Below are 19,675 nucleotides of genomic sequence, written 5' to 3' on the forward strand. Positions count from 1 at the left end.
GCCCGGGCCGGCGGCGCGGTGGCGAGCGGCGCGGCCAGCGCGGCGCCGGCCGCGGCGGCCTTGACCACCGTGCGGCGGCTGGGGGCGAAGGGGAGGGCGGGGGCGGAGGCGTCGGAGGTCGGTCTCTGTCGGCTCATGGGCCGGAGGCTACTGACGCGTACATGCAAGAGCGAGCGAACTCGCAAGAGTTCGCCCGCTCTTGGGGCGTTGTTCGGCCACCGGCCGGGAGGCCGGGTGGGATCAGCCCTTCAGGGCGGTCTCGATGGCCTTGTCGAACTCCTCCACGGACATCGGGGCGTTCTGGCCGCCGCTGTCGGTGACGAGCTTGCCGTCCATGACGAGGGAGGGGGTCCCGCCGAATCCGTACTTCTTGCCGTCGGCGTCGAACTTCTCGTCCATCTCCAGGGCCCACTTGTCGAAGGTGCCCTCCTTGACGTCCTTCTCGAAGTCCTTGTTGCCCTTGAGCGCGTCCACCGAGTTGGCGATCTTGATGAGGTAGTCGTCGTCGGCGAACTTGTCGGTGGACTCCTCCGGGTGGAACTCGGCGGAGTAGATCGCAGACTTGTAGTCCAGGAACGCCTCGGGGCTCACGTCCAGAGCGGCGCCCAGGGCGCTGAGGGCGTTCCGGGAGCCCTCACCGGTGAGGTTGCCGTCCAGGAAGGTGGCGCCGACGAACTGGACCTTGTAGCGGCCGTCCTCCATGCCCTTCCTGAGCGTCTCGCCGACGGTCTGCTCGAAGGCGGCGCAGACCGGGCAGCGCGGGTCCTCGTACACGGCCAGGGTCTTCTCGCCGCCCTTGCCGATGACCACGTCGAGGCCGTTCTTGCCGCTGGTGTTGGCCGGCGCCACCAGCTTGGCGTCCTCGGCCGCCTCCCACGCGGAGGGCTTGTTGGCCTGGGCGATGCCGTAGGCGACGCCGCCGGCTATGGCGAGGCCGGCCACGACGGACACGGCGACGACGACCTGACGCTTGGCCTTGGCGCGCTTGGCCTCGCGCTCGCGTTCCTGACGCAGGCGCTCGCGGGCGGCGGTCTTGGCGGCCTGGGAGTTGCGCTGGCTCATGGGTTCTCCAGAAGAAATGTCGAGAGGTGGGGGAGGTCGAAGCGCACGCGCGCGTGCCGCGCGGGCCCCGCGGGTGCGGGCGCTGCGGGTGTCGTGGCGGGGACGCCGTCCGGTCCCGGGAGGGCCGTGCGGGTCAGGCCGCGGCGGCGGAGGGGGACGGCGGCCCGCGCAGTCCCAGGGAGCGCACCAGGTACCGGATCCGGGGCGCCGCGGCCGGGGCGGCCCCGGCCGCGGTCCGCGGGACGGGGACGGCGCGCGCGGAGACGGTGGCGAACGCCACCAGCAACGGGCGGAAGGTGGTCGCGGCGACGGCGCGCAGCACCTGGGCCAGCGCCTGCTCGCCGCGGCTCAGCCAGGCGGCGGCCAGCAGCCCCACCCCGACGTGGCAGGCGAGCAGCGCCCAGGCCGTGCCCGGGCCGCTCCCGGCCAGCAGTGCCGCCGCCCCCTCCGGGGCCCCGGCGGCCCGCGCCAGGGGACCGCCCACCGGGGTCCCGCCGCAGAGCAGGTCCAGGCCGACGGAGTGCAGGGGGCCGGCCACCGGTCCGCCGGCCGCGCCGTAGCAGGCGTGCTGGCCGGCGGTGAAGACCGTGTCGGCGGCGAGTTCCAGGGGGACGAGCAGGGCCGCGATCGGGCCGAAGCGGCGCTCCCGCCCGGCCAGCGCGTACGCCGCCACGAAGACGACGGCGCAGACCGCCGCCACCGTGGACACCGGGAGCGGCGCGCCCGAGAGCAGCACGTGGGACGCGGTGCCTACGGTCACGGCCAGCGCCGTGAAGAGCACCGCGCGCGCGGCTCTGAGGGGGGTCCCGGACATGTCCATCTCGCGGAGAGTCTGACACGCCCGAGGTTAAAGAACTGGTAAAAGGTGGCGGCGGTCACCGCGCCCTGCCGGGAAGGTTCCCGATGCCCCGGCCTGTCGGCCCGGGGGCATAGACTTCGATACCGACAACCCGGATCACGCGCACCCCCCGACCCGTGCTCCCCAGGAGGCCCCACCCGTGTCGAAGCCGCCCTTCACGCACCTGCACGTCCACACCCAGTACTCGCTGCTGGACGGTGCCGCGCGGCTCAAGGACATGTTCCAGGCCTGCCAGGAGATGGGCATGACGCACATCGCCATGTCCGACCACGGCAACCTGCACGGCGCGTACGACTTCTTCCACACCGCGAAGAAGGCCGGGATCACGCCGATCATCGGCATCGAGGCCTACGTCGCCCCCGAGTCGCGGCGCAACAAGCGCAAGATCCAGTGGGGCCAGCCGCACCAGAAGCGCGACGACGTCTCCGGTTCCGGCGGTTACACCCACAAGACCATCTGGGCGGCGAACGCCACCGGCCTGCACAACCTCTTCCGGCTCTCCTCCGACGCCTACGCCGAGGGCTGGCTGCAGAAGTGGCCCCGGATGGACAAGGAGACCATCTCCCGGTGGTCCGAGGGCCTGATCGCCTCCACCGGCTGCCCGTCCGGAGAGGTCCAGACCCGCCTGCGCCTCGGCCAGTTCGACGAGGCGCTCAAGGCGGCCTCCGACTACCAGGACATCTTCGGCAAGGACCGGTACTTCCTGGAACTGATGGACCATGGCATCGACATCGAGCACCGGGTCCGCGACGGCCTCCTGGAGATCGGGAAGAAACTCGGCATCCCGCCGCTGGTCACCAACGACTCCCACTACACCTACGCGCACGAGGCCACCGCCCACGACGCGCTGCTGTGCATCCAGACCGGCAAGAACCTCTCCGACCCCGACCGCTTCAAGTTCGACGGCACCGGCTACTACCTGAAGTCGACGGACGAGATGTACGCCATCGACTCCTCCGACGCCTGGCAGGAGGGCTGCCGCAACACCCTCCTGGTCGCCGAGCAGATCGACACCACCGGGATGTTCGAGAAGCGCGACCTGATGCCGAAGTTCGACATCCCGGAGGGCTACACCGAGGTCACCTGGTTCCAGGAGGAGGTCCGCCGCGGCATGGAGCGCCGCTACCCGGGCGGCATCCCCGAGGACCGGCAGAAGCAGGCCGACTACGAGATGGACGTCATCATCCAGATGGGGTTCCCGGGCTACTTCCTCGTGGTCGCCGACTTCATCAACTGGGCCAAGAGCAACGGCATCGCGGTCGGCCCCGGCCGGGGCTCCGCGGCCGGCTCGATCGTCGCCTACGCGATGGGCATCACCGACCTCGACCCGATCCCGCACGGCCTGATCTTCGAGCGCTTCCTCAACCCCGAGCGCGTCTCCATGCCCGACGTCGACATCGACTTCGACGAGCGCAGGCGCGTCGAGGTGATCCGGTACGTCACCGAGAAGTACGGCGCCGACAAGGTCGCCATGATCGGCACCTACGGCACCATCAAGGCGAAGAACGCCATCAAGGACTCCGCCCGCGTGCTCGGCTACCCGTACGCGATGGGCGACCGCATCACCAAGGCGATGCCCGCCGACGTCCTCGGCAAGGGCATCCCGCTCTCCGGCATCACCGACCCGAACCACCCCCGGTACTCGGAGGCCGGCGAGGTCCGCGGGATGTACGAGAACGAGCCCGACGTCAAGAAGGTCATCGACACCGCCAAGGGCGTCGAGGGCCTGGTCCGGCAGATGGGCGTGCACGCCGCCGGCGTCATCATGTCCAGCGAGACCATCACCGACCACGTCCCGGTGTGGGTCAGGCACTCCGACGGCGTCACCATCACGCAGTGGGACTACCCGAGCTGTGAGTCGCTCGGCCTGCTGAAGATGGACTTCCTGGGCCTGCGCAACCTGACGATCATGGACGACGCCGTCAAGATGGTGAAGGCCAACAAGGGGATCGACATCGATCTCCTGGGCCTCCCGCTCGACGACCCCAAGACCTTCGAGCTCCTCCAGCGGGGCGACACCCTCGGCGTCTTCCAGTTCGACGGCGGCCCCATGCGCTCCCTGCTGCGCATGATGAAGCCCGACAACTTCGAGGACATCTCCGCCGTCTCGGCCCTCTACCGGCCGGGCCCGATGGGCATGAACTCGCACATCAACTACGCGCTCCGCAAGAACGGCCAGCAGGAGATCACGCCGATCCACCCGGAGCTGGAGGAGCCGCTCAAGGAGGTCCTGAGCGTCACCTACGGCCTGATCGTGTACCAGGAGCAGGTGCAGAAGGCCGCCCAGATCATCGCCGGCTACTCGCTCGGCGAGGCCGACATCCTCCGCCGCGTGATGGGCAAGAAGAAGCCCGACGAACTGGCCAAGAACTTCACCATCTTCCAGGCCGGCGCCCGCAAGAACGGCTACAGCGACGAGGCCATCCAGGCGCTCTGGGACGTGCTGGTCCCGTTCGCCGGCTACGCGTTCAACAAGGCGCACTCCGCCGCCTACGGCCTGGTCTCCTACTGGACCGCCTACCTCAAGGCCAACCACCCGGCCGAGTACATGGCGGGTCTGCTCACCTCGGTCAAGGACGACAAGGACAAGTCGGCGGTCTACCTCAACGAGTGCCGCCGCATGGGCATCAAGGTGCTCCCGCCGAACGTCAACGAGTCCGAGCCCAACTTCGCCGCCCAGGGCGACGACGTGATCCTCTTCGGCCTGTCCGCGGTGCGCAACGTCGGATCCAACGTCGTCGACTCGATCATCCGCACCCGCAAGGCCAAGGGGAAGTTCTCCTCCTTCCCCGACTACCTCGACAAGGTCGAGGCCGTGGTCTGCAACAAGCGCACCACCGAGTCGCTGATCAAGGCCGGCGCCTTCGACTCCCTCGGGCACACCCGCAAGGGCCTGACCGCCCAGTACGAGCCGATGATCGACAACGTGGTCCAGGTCAAGCGCAAGGAGGCCGAGGGGCAGTTCGACCTCTTCGGCGGCATGGGCGACGAGGGCGCCGACGAGCCGGGCTTCGGGCTGGACGTCGAGTTCGCCACCGACGAGTGGGACAAGACCTACCTGCTCGCCCAGGAGCGGGAGATGCTCGGCCTCTACGTCTCCGACCACCCGCTCTTCGGCCTGGAGAACGTCCTCGCCGACAAGGCGGACGCGGGCATCGCCCAGCTCACCGGCGGCGACTACGGGGACGGCGCCGTCGTCACCATCGGCGGCATCATCTCCGGCATCCAGCGGAAGATGACCAAGCAGGGCAACGCCTGGGCCATCGCCACCGTGGAGGACCTGGCCGGCTCCATCGACTGCATGTTCTTCCCCGCCACCTACCAGCTGGTCTCCACCCAGCTCGTCGAGGACGCCGTCGTCTTCGTCAAGGGCCGTCTCGACAAGCGGGAGGACGTGCCGCGGCTGGTCGCCATGGAGCTGATGGTCCCCGACCTGTCCAACGCCGGGACCAACGCGCCCGTCGTCCTCACCATCCCCGCCCTCAAGGTCACCCCGCCGATGGTGAGCCGCCTCGGGGAGATCCTCTCCAGCCACAGGGGCGACAGCGAGGTCCGGATCAAGCTGCAGGGACCGCGCAAGACGACGGTGCTGCGGCTGGACCGGCACCGGGTGAAGCCCGACCCCGCGCTCTACGGCGACCTCAAGGTGCTCCTCGGCCCGTCCTGCCTCACGGGCTGACCCGCACGGGCCGGCCGGCCGTCCCGCGGACGCGTCAGGGGCCCGCCCCGGAGTCCGCGTCGGCGAACCCGGGCAGGCCCCTCGGAGCGCGAGGCGCGCGTCAGTTGTGGCCGAAGCGGCGCTGCTTGCGCGCGACGTCCGCCGGGCTGCCCTGAACCTGCGCGATCGTCGGCTGGTGCTGCGGGACCGCCTCGTCCGAGCGCTGCTGCGGGCGGTCCGACCGCGCGGCGCGCTGGGCCGGCTTGCGGGTGTTCTTGTTCTTGGCCATGGTGATCTTCCTCCTGTGGGGGATCGGTGTGCCAGAGCCGGATTCAGACTCACACACGGCGCTCACGCACGCATGTCGGACGACTACCGTGCGTCACAGGGGCGTTGGGGAGCGGCCGGCCCGGCCCGTGCAAACGCCACGCCGAAGATCGAGTTCGGGCCGTCCGGACCCCCGGGCTGGGGCAGACTCGAAGCGAGCCCGAAGCACACCTCCCCGGACAGAGGAAAGAGGGTGACCGCGTGGACCGCTGCATCGTCCTGGTGGACGCCGGATATCTGCTGGGTGCCGCCGCCAGCCTCCTCGCCGGAGAGCCCTCGCGGTCCCGCATCAGCGTCGACCACGCCGCCCTGATCCAAGGGCTGCGGGAACGCGCGGAGGCCGACACGCGGCAACCCCTGCTGCGCATCTACTGGTTCGACGGCGCCCCCGACCGGGTCCCGCAGCCCGAACACCGCAGACTGCGCGTGATGCCCAGGGTCACCGTCCGCCTCGGCGCCCTCACCCGCTCCGACGGGCGCTGGGCGCAGAAGGGCGTCGACGCGGCCATGCACGCCGAGCTCACCGAACTCGCCCGCAACCGCGCCTGCTCCGACATCGTGCTGGTCACCGGCGACGGCGACCTGCTGCCCGGGATGATGTCCGCCAAGGAGCACGGCGTCGCCGTCCACCTGTGGGCCGTGCAGGCCGCCGACAACAACTACAACCAGTCCGAGGACCTGGTCGCCGAGGCCGACGAGCGCCGCGTGCTCGACCGCTCCTGGATCACCCGGGCCGTCCGCGCCCGCGACCTCGCCGGAGCCTGCCCCCCGCAGCCCGCGCCGCGCCCCGAGATCGCCGCCATCCTCTCCGCCCCGCCCGGCGAACCGCACCCCCAGGGCGACCGGCAGGCCACCGCCCACGACACCGCCCACCCGGCCCCCGTCAACGGCGGCCCCGTCAACGGCAGCGGTCTCAACGGCGGCGGGAACGGCGGCCCCGACCGGATGCCCGCGTCCAAGGGCGTCCCCACGCCCAAGGACCTGGCCGCGCTGCGCGCCCCCGTCCCGCAGGCCACCACCGCGTCCGCTCCGCAGCCCGCCACCACCGCCACCCTGCGCTGGTCCTCCGACCGCGGCTGGGTCGAGCGCCCCGGCACCCCGCCCGAGTCGCCGGAGGCCGCCACCCTGCCCACCCTCGCCCAGCTCACCAGCGCCGAGCAGCGGTGGGCCGATCACGAGGAGGACATCACCAGCGTCGGCGGCGACGCCTACGAGGTCGGCCAGGTCTTCGCCCGCCGCTGGATCCAGCGCGTCACCGATCCCTCCTGCCTGGTCAAGCTCTCCGCCGAGTACCCCCGCATCCCGCACCGCATCGACGGGGAACTCCTGCGCTACGCGGCCCGCTTCGGCCTCCTCACGCACAAGGACGACCAGATCGACGAACACGACCGCTACGCCATCCGGGCGGGCTTCTGGCGGGAGGTCGACACCCACACCGGCGCGGAGCGCCCGGCCGCGGCCGAGTGAGGAGGCGCTCCCGGGACGGCCGGACCGGACCGGGGAGGCGCTCCCGGGGCGGCGGGGTTGGATTTCGGGCCGAGTCGGGCACCCCGTAGGCTCATCCCTCGTGAACGAACGCCCCGCACCGCCGTCCCCGCGCTCCGAGGTCGTGTGCGCGGTGCGTGACCTCACCAAGACCTACCCGGCCGGGCGGAGCCGCCGCGGCGCGCCCGGCACGCCCGAGGTGCGGGCCACCGACGCGGTCCGCCTGGACGTCCGCGGGGGCGAGATCTTCGGCCTGCTCGGCCCCAACGGCGCCGGCAAGTCCACCCTGGTCCGGCAGATCACCGGCCTGATGCGGCCCGACCGCGGCAGCGTCACCCTCTACGGCCACGACATCGTCCGGCACCCCGAGCGCGCCTCGCGGATCCTCGCCTACCTCGGCCAGGAGTCCACCGCCCTCGACGAGCTGACCGTCTCGCTCGCCGCCGAGACCACCGGCCGGCTGCGCGGCCTGGACGCCCGCACCGCCCGCGCCGAGCGCGACGCCGTCCTCGGCGAACTGGGCCTCGGGCCCATCGCCGGGCGCCCGCTGCGCACCCTCTCCGGCGGCCAGCGCCGGCTCGCCTGCTTCGCCACCGCCCTGGTCGGCGAGCGCCCGCTGCTGGTCCTCGACGAGCCCACCACCGGCATGGACCCGGTCGCCCGCCGCGCCGTCTGGTCCGCCGTCGACCGCCGCCGCGCCGAGCGCGGGACGACGGTCCTGCTGGTCACCCACAACGTCATCGAGGCGGAGACCGTGCTGGACCGGGTCGCCGTGCTCGACCGGGGCCGGGTCATCGCCTGCGACTCGCCCGCCGGGCTCAAGGAACGCGTCGCCGACGAGGTCCGCGTCGACCTCGTCTGGCGGGAGAGGGCGCCGCTGCACGTGCCCGAGGTGGCCGCGCTGCGCGGCCGGGCCGTCGAGGCGGGCCGCCGCTGGACGCTGCGGCTCGCCCCCGATGAGGCGCGCGCCGCCGTCGGCGCGGTCACCGGCGGCGCCGCGTTCGCCGCCCTGGACGACTTCACCCTGGCCACGCCGAGCCTGGAGGACGTCTACCTGGCGCTCGGCGGCGAGGCCCGAGGGCTGGTGAAGGCGTGAGGCGCGCGTGGACGACCGTGTGGACGATGAGGAGCAGCCTGTGAGCGTCGTACCCGCCGAGACCCTGCCGGGCACGGTTCCGGCGCCGGCCGCGGCCCCGCGGGCGGGGACCGCCGCCCGGGCGGCCGTCGCCGAGCTGGGGCCGCGCGCCCGGCTGTGGCCGGCCCTGGGCGCCGTCTACCGGGCCCAGCTCTCCCGGGCGCGGGTGGCGCGGATCCCGCTGCTCTTCGTGGCCACCTTCCAGTCCGTCGGCATCATGATCCTCATGCGCGGCGTGGTGGACGGCGGCGCCGAGGCGCGGGCCGTGGTCGCGGGCTCCTCCGTGCTGGTCGTCGCCTTCGTCGCGCTCAACCTGCTCTCCCAGTACTTCGGGCAGCTGCGGGCCAGCGGCGGACTCGACCACTACGCCACCCTGCCGGTGCCGCCCGCCGCGGTGGTGCTGGGCGCGGCGGCCGCCTACGCCTCGTTCACCGTGCCCGGGACCGTGGTCACGGCGGTCTTCGGGTGCCTGCTGTTCGGGTTGCCGCTCACCCACCTGTGGGTGCTGGCCGCCGTCATCCCGCTCGCCGGGGCCGCGCTGGCCGGGCTCGGGGCGGCCTGCGGGCTCCTCGCGCCCCGGCCCGAGCTGGCCACCCTGCTGGGACAGCTCGGCATGTCGGGGGCGCTCCTGCTGGGCGTGCTGCCCGCCTCCCGGATGCCGCAGGCGATCGCCCTGGCCCGGGACCTGCTGCCGTCCACCTACGCGGTGGAGGCGTTCACCCGTTCCTTCGGGGCGCGGCCGGACTGGACACGGGTGCTCGGCGACCTCACCGTCTGCGCCGCCGTCGGCGTGGTCTCGCTCGCGGTGGCCACCTGGGCCTACCGCAGGGCCGCCGTCCGGTGACGCGCCGTCCGCCGGCGCCTGGCACGATGTCAGGGTGAGCGCACCCCTGACTCCTCCCCCGCACCCGCAGTCCGAGTCCCACGACGCCACGACGCAGGGGGCCACGGCGCACGACGCCGCCCCGGCCCCCGACGGGGCGCGGTCCGCCGCGCGGGGCGACGGCTCCGGCGGCGCGACGGCCGGCGAGCGGGTGGGCGGCTCCCGCCTGTTCGCCCCCCGCTCCGCGCTGCGGGCCTACCTGGAGGGCGGCCCCGGCCTGCGCGCCGAACTGCGCCAGGCCGCGCTGGTCGTCGGCGCGCTCACGGCCGCGGGACTGCTGCTGGGGCTGCTCTGGGCCTGGCTGGCGCCGCGGGTGCCGCTGGTCGGCGAGGTGGCCGACGGCAGGTGGGTCGCCTACCTCGCGGAGATCGAGGGCGAGCAGGCGGTCGGCGCGGACGGAACGTTCACCCTGCTCGCCGCCGGTTTCGGGCTCCTCAGCGCCGGATCGGTCTTCCTGCCGGCGCGGCGGGGCGGCGTGCCGGTGGTGGCCGGGCTGTGCGCCGGCGGGCTGTTCGGGTCGCTGGTGGCCTGGCAGACCGGCGTCTCGCTCGGCCCGGCCCAGGACGTGGCGGCCCGTGCCCGCGAGGTGGGCGAGGGCGTGCGGTTCGACGCCCCGCTGGAGCTCCACGCGGTCAGCGCCCTGGTGGTCTGGCCGGTGGTGGCCCTGCTGGTGCACCTGGTGCTGACGGCCCTGCTGGTGCCGCGCGACGAGGCGGACCCGGCCGACGGCGGGACGGAGGCCGACGGCGGGACGGAGCACGGCGGCACGGAGCACGGCGGGACGGAGCACACGGACGGGGCCGAGGAGCCCGCCCGCGGCCGCGAGTGAGGCGGGAGGCACCGCGACCGCCCGGGACCCCGGTGGGGCGAGGGCGGCCCCGGCCGCCCGCACGGCCGGGCACGGCCGACGGCCGGGGCCTGTCCGGCGGACGCGTGGCTCTCGCCGCCGTCGCCCTGCGAGCAGCCCGGCCGGGGCCCGGTGGGCGCGGCCGCGAGGCGGAGGGGAGGCGGCGCGGAGCGTCGCCCACCGGCGACGACGCCGGTGGGGGCCCCGCCCGAGCGAGGACGGGAACGTGGGGGGAGCGCCTGACGGGCTCCCCGACCTCCGCGCACGACCCGCCGGACCGGGCCTAGGCCCGCCCGATCGGGGCGGACACCGCGGAGGTGAGCGACGCCAGGTCCGCGGGGGCCAGCTCCACCTCCAGGCCCCGCCGTCCGGCCGAGACGCAGATCGTGTCGTGCCCCTCGGCGGACGCGTCGAGCACCGTGGGCAGCTTCCTGCGCTGGCCCAGCGGGGAGATCCCGCCGCGCACGTATCCCGTGGTGCGCTCGGCCAGGGCGGGGTCCGCCATCGCCGCCCGCTTGCCGCCCACCGCGGCGGCCAGCGCCTTCAGGTCCAGCGACCCGGCCACCGGCACCACGGCCACCACCAGGGAGCCGTCGACGTCCGCGACGAGCGTCTTGAACACCCGGTCCGGCGGGACCCCCATCGCCTCGGCGGCCTCCTCGCCGTACGAGGGGTGCGAGGGGTCGTGCTCGTAGGCGTGCACGGTGAACGGCACCCCGGCCTCGGTCAGGGCGACCGTGGCGGGCGTTCCGCCGGACTGCTGCTTCTTCGACTTCTTCGCCATCTTCCTGTCTTCCGCCGAGGGGGCCGCCGGAGCCGGTGGGGACCGGGGCGAGCCGGTCCGCAGCGTAGTGCGGGGCCCGCCGGGAGGGCGGCGGTGTCCGGAGGCCGGTCCGCGCCGCCGCGGGCCGTCAGTTGAGGCTGGTCGGGACCCGGGTGAGGTCGCCGGCCGGGAGGGACGGCAGGCTCCGGATGATCGACGCCTCCCGCCGCAGCAGCCGCAGCTCGTCCCGCAGCCGGGACGCCGTGTCCGGGGTCTGCAGCAGCCGCTGCTTGGTCGGCGTGTCCAGCACCATGGCCGCCGCCACCAGGTACGACACCACCGACGGTTCGTCCGGCAGTTCGGCGGCGGTGGACAGCGACCGCTCGCTCGCGCCCGCCAGCCGCTTCTGGTACTGCCGGAAGGACCGCAGCACGCCCTCCGCCAGCGCCCCCGCCCCGTCGCCCTCCTCCTCGGGCAGCTCCTCCAGCTCGCCCGTGAGGTACGGCCCGGAGGCGTCCACCGAGAGCAGCCTGGCCCGCTTCGTGCCGGTGGCCAGCACCTCGTAGGTGCCGTCGTCGCGCTCCCGGATCGTCGCCACGTCGGCCACGCAGCACACCGCGTGGAAGGAGTGCGCCGGGTCCGGGGCGAAACCGGCGCCCGGGCCGCGCTCGGGCAGCGCCGTCGGGTCCGGCATGCCGGGAGCGCTGGGGGCCACCTCGTGGCCGTCCCGGATGGCGACCACGGCGAACCGGCGCGGCGCCTCCTCGGGCACCAGGAGCAGGTCGCGCATCATGGCGCGGTAGCGCTCCTCGAAGACGTTCAGAGGAAGCACGAGCCCGGGGTACAGGACCATGTTCAAGGGAAACAGCGGCAGCCGCAGGGTGGTCACGGCGCAAAAGCCTAATGCGCCCGGCGGCCGGGCCCGCGCCGCGTCCGGTGCCCGGTCACCGGGAGGCGGTCAGTGCCGCCCCAGGAGGCGGGTGGCCCCCGCGGCCACCGCCGTGGCCAGCCCCCAGCCGAGCATGATCAGCACGGAGGCGAGCCACTGCCAGACACCGTGCAGGTGCCATGCCGTGGCGTGCCCCAGGTCGATCACCGGCAGCAGCAGGTCCAGGGAGAAGAGCGCCGCGCTCCAGGAGGGGTGCTCGTCCCCCCGGGCCGGTTTCGGATCGGCCCGGGAGAACAGCAGCGTGCTCGCCGCCCACAGGACGGCCATCCACACCGCCGCCCGTGCCGGGCGGTAGCCGTAGGCGACCGCGATGTCCTGCGCGTACCCCCAGACCTTGGCCGCCGGGGGCAGGGTCTCCCGGCGGCGGCGCTGCTTGGCCAGCAGCACCTCCCGGGCGTCCTCGTCCTCCCCGCCCCCGCGCAGCACGGTGGCCAGCAGCTCGTACGGCTCCGGGCTGTACTCGGGGGTCGCCGCGGCCAGCCAGTCCAGACGCTGCGCCAGGGTGAACGGACCCTGCGGGACCAGGTTCTCGTAGGCGAACCCGCCCATGTGCAGGCGGCCCGGCCCCGGCCAGCTCTCGGCCCGGTCGACCAGATTGCCCACCCGGGCACCGGACAGCACCACCCGGCCCCGGCGCGGCCGCACCGGCAGGAACCGCAGCTCCGGCGTCTGCACCCGGCGCAGCGACAGCTCCTGCTCGGAGCTCAGGTCGAACCGGGCGGCCCGCAGGTCCACCGAGTCGCCGAACCGCCCGTCGTCCAGCCGCACCCCGCCCAGGCACTCGAACGGCTGGACACGGATGCCGCGCGCCGGGGTGACGCCGCCGGGCTGCCCCGTGCCGATCCCGGCGGGCGTCAGGTAGAGGGCGCGGCCCACGGTCAGCTGGGGCGCGTTGAGGGCGAACCGCGCGTACGGGTTGGCCAGCCGTGCCCCGCGCAGGCTCAGCGAGGCGCCGACCTCGGCGGAGCGCAGCCCCAGCTCGCCGTGCGACTCCAGCAGGTCCGCCTGGAGGTCCTGCCCCACCGTCATGCCGTCCGCGGACAGCGAGCGCCCGTGCCGGTCGTGTCCCACCACCGCCTGGCTGAGCAGCAGATCGGTGCCGATGCGGGCGTCCGAGAGGCGGATCCCGCGGGCGAAGCGGCACCGCGGCAGGTGCAGGTCGCCCTCGGTGTGCAGGCGGGCCGCCTCCAGCCGGGGAACCGCGCAGTTCTCCAGCCGCACGGTCGTGAACCTGGTCTCCGGGAGCAGGACCTCCTCGTCGAACCGGCAGTCCTGCATCTCCACGTAGGGCTCGACCGTGCCGCCCGCCAGGTCGAGCGGGCCGGCGACCCGCACCCCCAGCAGCTTCAGCGCCGCCACCCGGCCGGCCAGCGCGGGCGGGCCGTCCAGCAGCAGCCAGCAGACGACGCGGGCGCGGACGGTGCGCTCCGGACCCCAGGGACGGCGCCCGTGCGGATCGTCCACCAGCGGATCGCCGCGACGCAGGTCGTAAACGCTGCCGTCGCGGAACGCCTGCCACATCCCCGACTCCACCGCCGTCAGGTCCCCGGGCAGGCCCTCGGCGCGGATCTCTCCGTCGGGGAAGACGGCGCCATTCTCGGTCACGGCACTCACACCCTCCTCCGGACACACGCTGGTGGTCCCGCGTTCATCGGTGTTACTGCGGGTCATGCCCGAACGTGACCATATGAACACCTTGCGTGACGGTGAACTTTCTCCGCCGTACGGCCGACGGGACCGCCGCGCCGGACGCCGGCCGCCGGACGCGCGTATCAGCCGCTGATACGTGACACCGGTCCCTCCGCGGGTCTGAGAGAATTGGGGTCGTGATCTCCCGAATCGATCTGCGCGGCGACGCCCTCCCCGAGGGCCCCGCCCTGCGCGCCCTGCTGCCCCGAGCCGACTTCGACGTGTCCGCCGCCCTGGAGAAGGTGCGGCCGATCTGCGAGGACGTGCGTCATCGTGGCGACGCGGCACTGATCGACTTCGCCGAGAAGTTCGACGGCGTGCGCCTGGACTCCGTGCGCGTCCCGGCCGCCGCGCTCACCGAGGCGCTGGAGCGGCTGGACCCCGAGGTCCGCGCCGCCCTCGAGGAGTCGATCCGCCGCGCCCGGGCGGTGCACCGCGCCCAGCGCCGCACCACGCACACCACCCAGGTCGTCCCCGGCGGCTCGGTCACCGAGAAGTGGGTGCCGGTCCAGCGGGTCGGGCTCTACGTGCCCGGCGGCCGCTCGGTGTACCCGTCGTCCGTGGTGATGAACGTGGTGCCCGCGCAGGAGGCCGGCGTGCCCTCGCTCGCCGTCGCCTCGCCCGCCCAGAAGGAGTTCGGCGGCCTGCCGCACCCGACCATCCTCGCGGCCTGCGCCCTGCTCGGCGTCGACGAGGTGTACGCGGCCGGGGGCGCCACCGCCGTCGCCATGTTCGCGTACGGCACCCGGTCCTGCCCGCCCGCCGACATGGTCACCGGCCCCGGCAACATCTGGGTCGCCGCCGCCAAGCGGTACTTCACCGGCAGGATCGGCATCGACGCCGAGGCCGGCCCGACCGAGATCGCCATCCTCGCCGACGACACCGCCGACCCGGTGCACGTCGCCGCCGACCTGATCAGCCAGGCCGAGCACGACCCGCTGGCCGCCGCCGTGCTGGTCACCGACTCCGAGGCGCTGGCCGAGGCCGTCGAGCGCGAGCTCAAGCCGCAGGTCGAGGCCAGCAAGCACGTCACCGAGCGGATCGCCCCGGCGCTGGCTGGCCGGCAGTCCGCGATCGTCCTCACCGACAGCCTGGAGGCGGGGCTGACGGTGGTCGACGCCTACGGCGCCGAGCACCTGGAGATCCAGACCGCCGACGCCGCCGCCGTCGCCGACCGCGTGAACAACGCCGGCGCGATCTTCGTCGGCCCCTGGTCCCCGGTCTCGCTGGGCGACTACGCGGCCGGCTCCAACCACGTGCTGCCCACCGGCGGCTGCGCCTGCCACTCCTCCGGCCTGTCCGTGCAGTCCTTCCTGCGCGGCATCCACATCGTCGACTACAGCCGCGACGCGCTGGCCGACGTGGCGCGCACCGTGGTCACCCTCGCCGAGGCCGAGGACCTCCCGGCGCACGGCGCGGCGATCAAGGCACGTTTCGACTGGAAGGTTCCCGGCACCAAGTGAGCGAGATCCGTATCGACGACCTGCCGGTGCGCGAGGAGCTGCGCGGCAAGTCCCCGTACGGCGCCCCGCAGCTCGACGTGCCGGTGCGCCTGAACACCAACGAGAACCCCTACCCGCTGCCCGACGCGCTGGTCGAACGCATCGCCGAGCGGGTCCGCGAGGCCGCCCGCCACCTCAACCGCTACCCCGACCGGGACGCGGTCGAGCTGCGCACCCGCCTCGCCGGCTACCTGAACGACACGGCCCTGCCCGACGCCGCCGGACACCGGATCGGCGCCGCGAACGTCTGGGCCGCCAACGGCTCCAACGAGGTCCTCCAGCAGCTGCTGCAGACCTTCGGCGGACCCGGCCGCACCGCGATCGGCTTCGAGCCCTCGTACTCGATGCACGCCCTGATCGCCCGCGGCACCGGCACCGGCTGGATCTCCGGGCCGCGCCACGACGACTTCACCATCGACGTCGAGGCCGCCGAGAAGGCCGTCGCGGAGCACCGGCCCGACGTCGTCTTCGTGACGACCCCCAACAACCCCACCGGCAACGCCGTGCCCGCCGAGGCCGTGCTCGCCCTGTACGACGCCGCGCAGGCCGCCAAGCCGTCGATCGTGGTGGTCGACGAGGCCTACGTGGAGTTCAGCCACGGCGCCTCGCTGCTGCCGCTGCTGGAGGGCCGCCCGCACCTGGTGATCTCCCGCACCATGTCGAAGGCGTTCGGCGCCGCCGGCCTGCGGCTCGGCTACTTCGCCGCCCACCCGGCCGTGGTGGACGCCGTGCAGCTGGTCCGGCTGCCCTACCACCTGTCGGCCGTCACCCAGGCCACGGCGCTCGCCGCCCTGGAGCACACCGACACCCTGCTCGGCTACGTCGAGCAGCTCAAGAAGGAACGCGACCGCCTGGTCGCCGAACTCCGCGGACTCGGTTACGAGGTGACCGAATCCGACGCCAACTTCGTCCAGTTCGGCCGGTTCGAGGACGCGCACGCCGCCTGGCGCCGCATCCTCGACCACGGCGTGCTGGTCCGGGACAACGGCGTCCCCGGGCGGCTGCGGGTGACCGCGGGAACGCCCGCGGAGAACGACGCGTTCCTCGAAGCGGTACGCGCGCTCGCCAAGGACGCCGCGCCGGCCGAAAACGACGTGAAGAAGAACGAGGAGCACAACGCATGAGCCGCCGCGGGCGCGTGGAGCGCACCACCAAGGAGACCTCCGTCCTGGTCGAGATCGACCTCGACGGGACCGGACGCACCGACATCTCCACCGGCGTCGGCTTCTGGGACCACATGCTGGACCAGCTCGGCCGGCACGGGCTCTTCGACCTGACCGTGAAGACCGAGGGCGACCTCCACATCGACTCCCACCACACCATCGAGGACACCGCCCTCGCCCTCGGCGCCGCCTTCCGGCAGGCGCTCGGCGACAAGGTCGGCATCTACCGGTTCGGCAACTGCACCGTGCCGCTGGACGAGTCCCTCGCCCAGGTCACCGTGGACCTCTCCGGCCGCCCCTACCTGGTGCACACCGAGCCGGAGAACATGGCGCCGATGATCGGCTCCTACGACACCACGATGACCCGGCACATCCTGGAGTCCTTCGTCGCCCAGGCGCAGATCGCGCTGCACGTCCACGTGCCGTACGGGCGCAACGCCCACCACATCGTGGAGTGCCAGTTCAAGGCCCTGGCCCGCGCCCTGCGCTACGCCTCCGAGCGCGACCCGCGCGCCGAGGGCATCCTGCCCTCCACGAAGGGCGCGCTGTAGCCCCGATGAACGGACTCTCCACCGCACTGATCATCCTGGGCCTCTTCCTGCTCGGCGGAGTGATCTCCTTCGCCCGGCAGAAGATGCCGAAGAGCCTGATCGCCGTCCTCTCCGCGGGCGCCGCCATGAGCATCGCGGCCGGCGTCATGTACTGGAAGTAGGAGCATGAGCAGCCCCAAGAAGGTCGTCGTCCTCGACTACGGGTTCGGCAACGTCCGCTCCGCCGAGCGGGCGCTCGCCCGGACCGGAGCGGACGTCGAGATCACCCGTGACTACGACAGGGCCATGAACGCCGACGGCCTGCTGGTTCCCGGCGTCGGCGCCTTCGCCGCCTGCATGACGGGCCTCAAGGAGGCCCGCGGCGACTGGATCGTCGGCCGCCGGCTCGCCGGCGGCCGCCCCGTCATGGGCATCTGCGTCGGCATGCAGGTCCTCTTCGCCCGCGGCATCGAGCACGGCGTCGAGGCGGAGGGCCTCGACGAGTGGCCCGGCACCGTCGAGCCGCTCCAGGCCGAGGTCGTCCCCCACATGGGCTGGAACACCGTCCGGGCGCCCGAGGACACCGAACTGTTCGCCGGGGTCGACCCCGAGGAGCGGTTCTACTTCGTCCACTCGTACGCCGTCCACGACTGGTCGCTCGAGTCGCACAACCCGTCGATCGCCGCCCCCAAGGTGACCTGGTCCACCCACGGCAGGCCGTTCGTCGCCGCCGTCGAGAACGGGGCGCTGTGGGCCACCCAGTTCCACCCCGAGAAGTCCGGCGACGCCGGAGCGCAGCTGCTCACCAACTGGATCGGAACCCTGTAGACATGGCCAAGCTCGAACTGCTCCCCGCCGTCGACGTGCGCGACGGCCAGGCCGTCCGCCTCGTCCACGGCGAGTCCGGCACCGAGACCTCCTACGGCTCCCCGCTGCAGGCGGCCCTCGCCTGGCAGTCGGCCGGCGCCGAGTGGCTCCACCTGGTCGACCTGGACGCCGCGTTCGGCACCGGCGACAACCGGGAGCTGATCTCCGAGGTGGCGCGCGCCATGGACATCAAGGTGGAGCTCTCCGGCGGCATCCGCGACGACGCCTCGCTCGCCGCCGCCCTCGCCACCGGCGCCACCCGCGTCAACATCGGCACCGCCGCGATGGAGGACCCCGAGTGGGTCGCCAAGATCATCGCGGAGCACGGCGACAAGATCGCCGTCGGCCTGGACGTGCGCGGCACCACGCTGCGCGGCCGCGGCTGGACCCGTGACGGCGGCGACCTCTGGGAGACCCTGGCCCGCCTGGACTCCGAGGGCTGCGCCCGGTACGTCGTGACCGACATCGCCAAGGACGGCACGCTCCAGGGCCCCAACCTGCAGCTGCTCAAGGACGTCTGCGCCCGCACCGACCGGCCGGTGGTCGCCTCCGGCGGGGTCTCCTCGCTGGACGACCTGCGCGCCATCGCCGAGCTGGTCCCGCTCGGCGTCGAGGGCTCCATCGTGGGCAAGGCGCTCTACGCCAAGGCGTTCACCCTGGAAGAGGCGCTGGAGGCCGTTTCCCGATGACCGATGCCGTGCGGCGCGTGCAGAGTCCGGAACCCACCCCCTGGGAGGAGGAGATCGGCTTCGCCCGCGCCGTCGCGGCGGGCGACCGGGTGCTGGTGGGCGGCACCACCGCCTTCCGGGGCGGGGTGCTCACCGGTGAGGGGGACCCCTACCAGCAGACCCGTGCCGCCATCGCCAACGGACTGCGCGCCCTCGAGGAGTTCGGGCTCGGCGCCCGGTCCGTGGTCCGTACGCGCCTCTACCTCACCCACCGCCGGGACGTGGAGGCGGTGGGCCGCGCCCACCAGGAGGTCTTCGGCACGGTACGGCCGGTGACGACGCTGGTGGTCGTCGAGGGGTTCGTCGATCCGCGGATCCTGGTCGAGGTGGAACTCGAGGCGTACCGCGCGTGACTGCTGTTCTTCAACCGTTTCTTCAAGGAGCCGTGGATTCATGACCCTGGCGGTCCGAGTCATCCCCTGCCTGGACGTCGACAACGGCCGGGTCGTCAAGGGCGTCAACTTCCAGAACCTGCGCGACGCCGGGGACCCGGTGGAGATGGCGAAGGTCTACGACGCCGAGGGCGCCGACGAGTTGACCTTCCTGGACATCACCGCCTCCTCCGGCGACCGGGAGACCACCTACGACGTGGTGCGGCGCACCGCGGAGCAGGTGTTCATCCCGCTGACCGTCGGCGGCGGCGTGCGCACGGCCGACGACGTCGACAAGCTGCTGCGGGCCGGGGCGGACAAGGTGGGCGTCAACACGGCGGCCATCGCGCGTCCCGACCTCATCCGGGAGATCGCCGAGCGGTTCGGGCGCCAGGTCCTGGTGCTGTCGGTCGACGCGCGGCGCACGGAGGGCGGGTCCTTCGAGGTCACCACGCACGGCGGCCGGCGCGGGACCGGCATCGACGCCGTCGAGTGGGCCCACCGGGCGGCGGAGCTGGGGGCGGGGGAGATCCTGCTCAACTCCATGGACGCGGACGGGACGAAGGACGGGTACGACCTGGAGATGATCGCCGCGGTGCGCAAGCACGTGACCGTGCCGGTCATCGCCTCCGGCGGCGCGGGGCGGCTGGAGGACTTCGCCCCCGCGGTGGGGGCGGGCGCGGACGCCGTGCTGGCCGCCTCCGTCTTCCACTTCGGCGACCTGCGCATCGGCGAGGTCAAGTCGGCGCTGCGCTCCGCGGGCCACCCCGTCCGCTGACCCCGGCCCGGCGGCGGCCGGCCCGCCCCGTGCCCGCGGGCGACCGCCCCCCGGCCGCCCCGGCGGCGCGGGCGGTCGT

At 73.4% G+C, this 19,675-nt stretch carries 19 protein-coding genes; 13 read left to right on the top strand and 6 right to left on the bottom strand.

Annotated features, from left to right (window positions below):
• Nucleotides 1-240: 240 nt before the first annotated feature.
• Together A2U95_RS16055 and A2U95_RS16060 are read right to left on the bottom strand one after the other, a co-directional pair.
• Complete coding sequence (locus tag A2U95_RS16055) at nucleotides 241-1,062, bottom strand: thioredoxin domain-containing protein (protein ID WP_166023126.1); 822 nt, start codon at nucleotides 1,060-1,062, stop codon at nucleotides 241-243.
• Nucleotides 1,063-1,195: 133 nt separating this feature from the next.
• Nucleotides 1,196-1,882 carry a hypothetical protein gene (locus A2U95_RS16060; RefSeq protein WP_166023128.1) on the bottom strand — a complete coding sequence of 229 codons (687 nt, stop codon included), beginning with the start codon at nucleotides 1,880-1,882 and terminating at the stop codon, nucleotides 1,196-1,198.
• 178 nt (nucleotides 1,883-2,060) lie between these two features.
• Here A2U95_RS16060 and dnaE point away from each other — a divergent pair, with 178 nt between their 5' ends.
• Nucleotides 2,061-5,600 carry a DNA polymerase III subunit alpha gene (gene dnaE / locus A2U95_RS16065; protein WP_166023130.1) on the top strand — a complete coding sequence of 1,180 codons (3,540 nt, stop codon included), beginning with the start codon at nucleotides 2,061-2,063 and terminating at the stop codon, nucleotides 5,598-5,600.
• 100 nt (nucleotides 5,601-5,700) lie between these two features.
• Here the strand turns inward: dnaE and A2U95_RS16070 are convergent, their stop codons facing one another.
• The gene (locus A2U95_RS16070) at nucleotides 5,701-5,868 is read right to left on the bottom strand and encodes a hypothetical protein (protein WP_166023132.1); all 168 of its coding nucleotides are present in this window, start codon (nucleotides 5,866-5,868) and stop codon (nucleotides 5,701-5,703) included.
• Between the two features lie 239 nt (nucleotides 5,869-6,107).
• Here A2U95_RS16070 and A2U95_RS16075 point away from each other — a divergent pair, with 239 nt between their 5' ends.
• The 4 genes from A2U95_RS16075 (at nucleotide 6,108) to A2U95_RS16090 (ending at nucleotide 10,238) form a co-directional block, all read left to right on the top strand.
• Nucleotides 6,108-7,373, top strand: a complete 1,266-nt coding sequence (locus A2U95_RS16075; RefSeq protein WP_166023134.1) for an NYN domain-containing protein — start codon at nucleotides 6,108-6,110, stop codon at nucleotides 7,371-7,373.
• A 142-nt stretch (nucleotides 7,374-7,515) separates the two neighbouring features.
• Nucleotides 7,516-8,487, top strand: coding sequence for an ABC transporter ATP-binding protein (locus tag A2U95_RS16080; RefSeq protein ID WP_166025276.1), 972 nt, complete (start codon nucleotides 7,516-7,518; stop codon nucleotides 8,485-8,487).
• Nucleotides 8,488-8,527: 40 nt separating this feature from the next.
• The gene (locus tag A2U95_RS16085) at nucleotides 8,528-9,370 is read left to right on the top strand and encodes an ABC transporter permease (protein WP_206282893.1); all 843 of its coding nucleotides are present in this window, start codon (nucleotides 8,528-8,530) and stop codon (nucleotides 9,368-9,370) included.
• A 34-nt stretch (nucleotides 9,371-9,404) separates the two neighbouring features.
• The gene (locus A2U95_RS16090; RefSeq protein WP_206282894.1) at nucleotides 9,405-10,238 is read left to right on the top strand and encodes an AAA family ATPase; all 834 of its coding nucleotides are present in this window, start codon (nucleotides 9,405-9,407) and stop codon (nucleotides 10,236-10,238) included.
• Between the two features lie 301 nt (nucleotides 10,239-10,539).
• Here A2U95_RS16090 and ybaK read toward each other — a convergent pair whose 3' ends face one another.
• The 3 genes from ybaK to A2U95_RS16105 all read right to left on the bottom strand — a co-directional run bounded on the left by ybaK (nucleotide 10,540) and on the right by A2U95_RS16105 (nucleotide 13,573).
• Nucleotides 10,540-11,040, bottom strand: coding sequence for a Cys-tRNA(Pro) deacylase (gene ybaK, locus A2U95_RS16095; protein ID WP_166023136.1), 501 nt, complete (start codon nucleotides 11,038-11,040; stop codon nucleotides 10,540-10,542).
• A gap of 127 nt (nucleotides 11,041-11,167) precedes the next feature.
• Nucleotides 11,168-11,908: an LON peptidase substrate-binding domain-containing protein gene (locus A2U95_RS16100; protein ID WP_166023138.1), complete on the bottom strand. Its 741-nt coding sequence runs from the start codon at nucleotides 11,906-11,908 to the stop codon at nucleotides 11,168-11,170.
• Nucleotides 11,909-11,977: 69 nt separating this feature from the next.
• The gene (locus A2U95_RS16105; protein WP_166023140.1) at nucleotides 11,978-13,573 is read right to left on the bottom strand and encodes an oxidoreductase; all 1,596 of its coding nucleotides are present in this window, start codon (nucleotides 13,571-13,573) and stop codon (nucleotides 11,978-11,980) included.
• A gap of 221 nt (nucleotides 13,574-13,794) precedes the next feature.
• On the opposite strand from A2U95_RS16105, the gene hisD reads away from it, so the two are divergent.
• From hisD to hisF, 8 genes are read left to right on the top strand one after another with little or no spacing between them, the layout of a single operon-like run.
• Nucleotides 13,795-15,120 carry a histidinol dehydrogenase gene (hisD, locus tag A2U95_RS16110; protein ID WP_166023142.1) on the top strand — a complete coding sequence of 442 codons (1,326 nt, stop codon included), beginning with the start codon at nucleotides 13,795-13,797 and terminating at the stop codon, nucleotides 15,118-15,120.
• Nucleotides 15,117-16,283 (top strand): histidinol-phosphate transaminase, encoded by a 1,167-nt coding sequence (locus tag A2U95_RS16115; protein WP_166023144.1) that lies wholly within the window; start codon nucleotides 15,117-15,119, stop codon nucleotides 16,281-16,283. The genes hisD and A2U95_RS16115 overlap by 4 nt, the downstream gene beginning before the upstream one ends.
• On the top strand, nucleotides 16,280-16,873 hold the full coding sequence (gene hisB / locus A2U95_RS16120; RefSeq protein ID WP_166023146.1) for an imidazoleglycerol-phosphate dehydratase HisB: 594 nt from the start codon (nucleotides 16,280-16,282) through the stop codon (nucleotides 16,871-16,873). Before A2U95_RS16115 ends, hisB begins: the two co-directional genes overlap by 4 nt.
• 5 nt (nucleotides 16,874-16,878) lie before the next feature.
• A complete protein-coding gene (locus A2U95_RS16125; protein ID WP_166023148.1) occupies nucleotides 16,879-17,034 on the top strand; it encodes a hypothetical protein in 156 nt (51 codons plus the stop codon).
• A gap of 4 nt (nucleotides 17,035-17,038) precedes the next feature.
• A complete protein-coding gene (gene hisH, locus A2U95_RS16130; protein ID WP_166023150.1) occupies nucleotides 17,039-17,680 on the top strand; it encodes an imidazole glycerol phosphate synthase subunit HisH in 642 nt (213 codons plus the stop codon).
• A gap of 2 nt (nucleotides 17,681-17,682) precedes the next feature.
• Nucleotides 17,683-18,408 carry a bifunctional 1-(5-phosphoribosyl)-5-((5-phosphoribosylamino)methylideneamino)imidazole-4-carboxamide isomerase/phosphoribosylanthranilate isomerase PriA gene (gene priA / locus A2U95_RS16135; RefSeq protein ID WP_166023152.1) on the top strand — a complete coding sequence of 242 codons (726 nt, stop codon included), beginning with the start codon at nucleotides 17,683-17,685 and terminating at the stop codon, nucleotides 18,406-18,408.
• Complete coding sequence (locus A2U95_RS16140) at nucleotides 18,405-18,800, top strand: RidA family protein (RefSeq protein ID WP_166023154.1); 396 nt, start codon at nucleotides 18,405-18,407, stop codon at nucleotides 18,798-18,800. Before priA ends, A2U95_RS16140 begins: the two co-directional genes overlap by 4 nt.
• A gap of 40 nt (nucleotides 18,801-18,840) precedes the next feature.
• Complete coding sequence (gene hisF / locus A2U95_RS16145) at nucleotides 18,841-19,596, top strand: imidazole glycerol phosphate synthase subunit HisF (RefSeq protein ID WP_166023156.1); 756 nt, start codon at nucleotides 18,841-18,843, stop codon at nucleotides 19,594-19,596.
• Nucleotides 19,597-19,675 lie beyond the last annotated feature (79 nt).

Source organism: Streptomyces chilikensis (assembly GCF_001642695.1).
Classification (GTDB): Bacteria; Actinomycetota; Actinomycetes; order Streptomycetales; family Streptomycetaceae; genus Streptomyces; species Streptomyces chilikensis.